This is a genomic window from Acidisphaera sp. S103 (genome assembly GCF_009765975.1).
Taxonomy (GTDB): domain Bacteria; phylum Pseudomonadota; class Alphaproteobacteria; order Acetobacterales; family Acetobacteraceae; genus Rhodopila.
Genome location: NZ_LMUJ01000055.1, coordinates 1 through 601, shown reverse-complemented (window position 1 = coordinate 601; position 601 = coordinate 1). Strand labels below are relative to the sequence as shown.

Genomic DNA, 601 nt, shown 5'->3' with positions numbered 1-601 from the left:
GCCGATCTCGACGAAATCGTCGGCGCCGGCGATCGTGGCGCAGAGCATCAGCAACAGGATTTCATCCAGCGGATACAGCACCTTCGTCGCCTGGCGCGGATCCCGCAACACCGCGAAGCGGGTCAGAAAGCACGGTGAACCGGGTTCGGACATGGAAACCTCATGGTACGAGGCCCCCTAAGAATCGTATTTCAGACCGCGCCGGAATCCCACACCCCTTCAAGCGATTGCCCTGGGGTGTGGCGTATCCCAATTGCGCAATAAGCGGTAACAACAAAACATGGGGATATACAAATATTCGCTCTGCTGTCCGGTTCGCGGAACCGAATTCGCTTAGGAGCATCTGACATATAAGGGTTTCCAGCGGTCGTTGCTGGGGCGGATTTGCATTGCCCGTGGCTCTCCCCGACGATGTCGGGAGAAGCGCTGGGGATAGACGGACGGCTTGGCGAAGCTGCGGAGACGCCGATGCTTCAAGTCCGGGATACTCGGCACTAACTGCAGGCTGCCGCGCGACAATCAAGGTGAGAATCCCCGTCAATCAGGATGAGAAGGTTTCCCGGGCGTGGGGTGTAGGGAGGGCGTAGCCCGACCGCAGGCC

At 59.4% G+C, this 601-nt stretch carries 1 protein-coding gene; it reads right to left on the bottom strand.

The features are described 5' to 3' along the window. Positions 1 to 153: transposase family protein (locus tag GSQ89_RS18075; RefSeq protein WP_174254892.1), on the bottom strand; the 153-nt coding region annotated here is incomplete at its 3' end. Positions 154 to 601 lie beyond the last annotated feature (448 nt).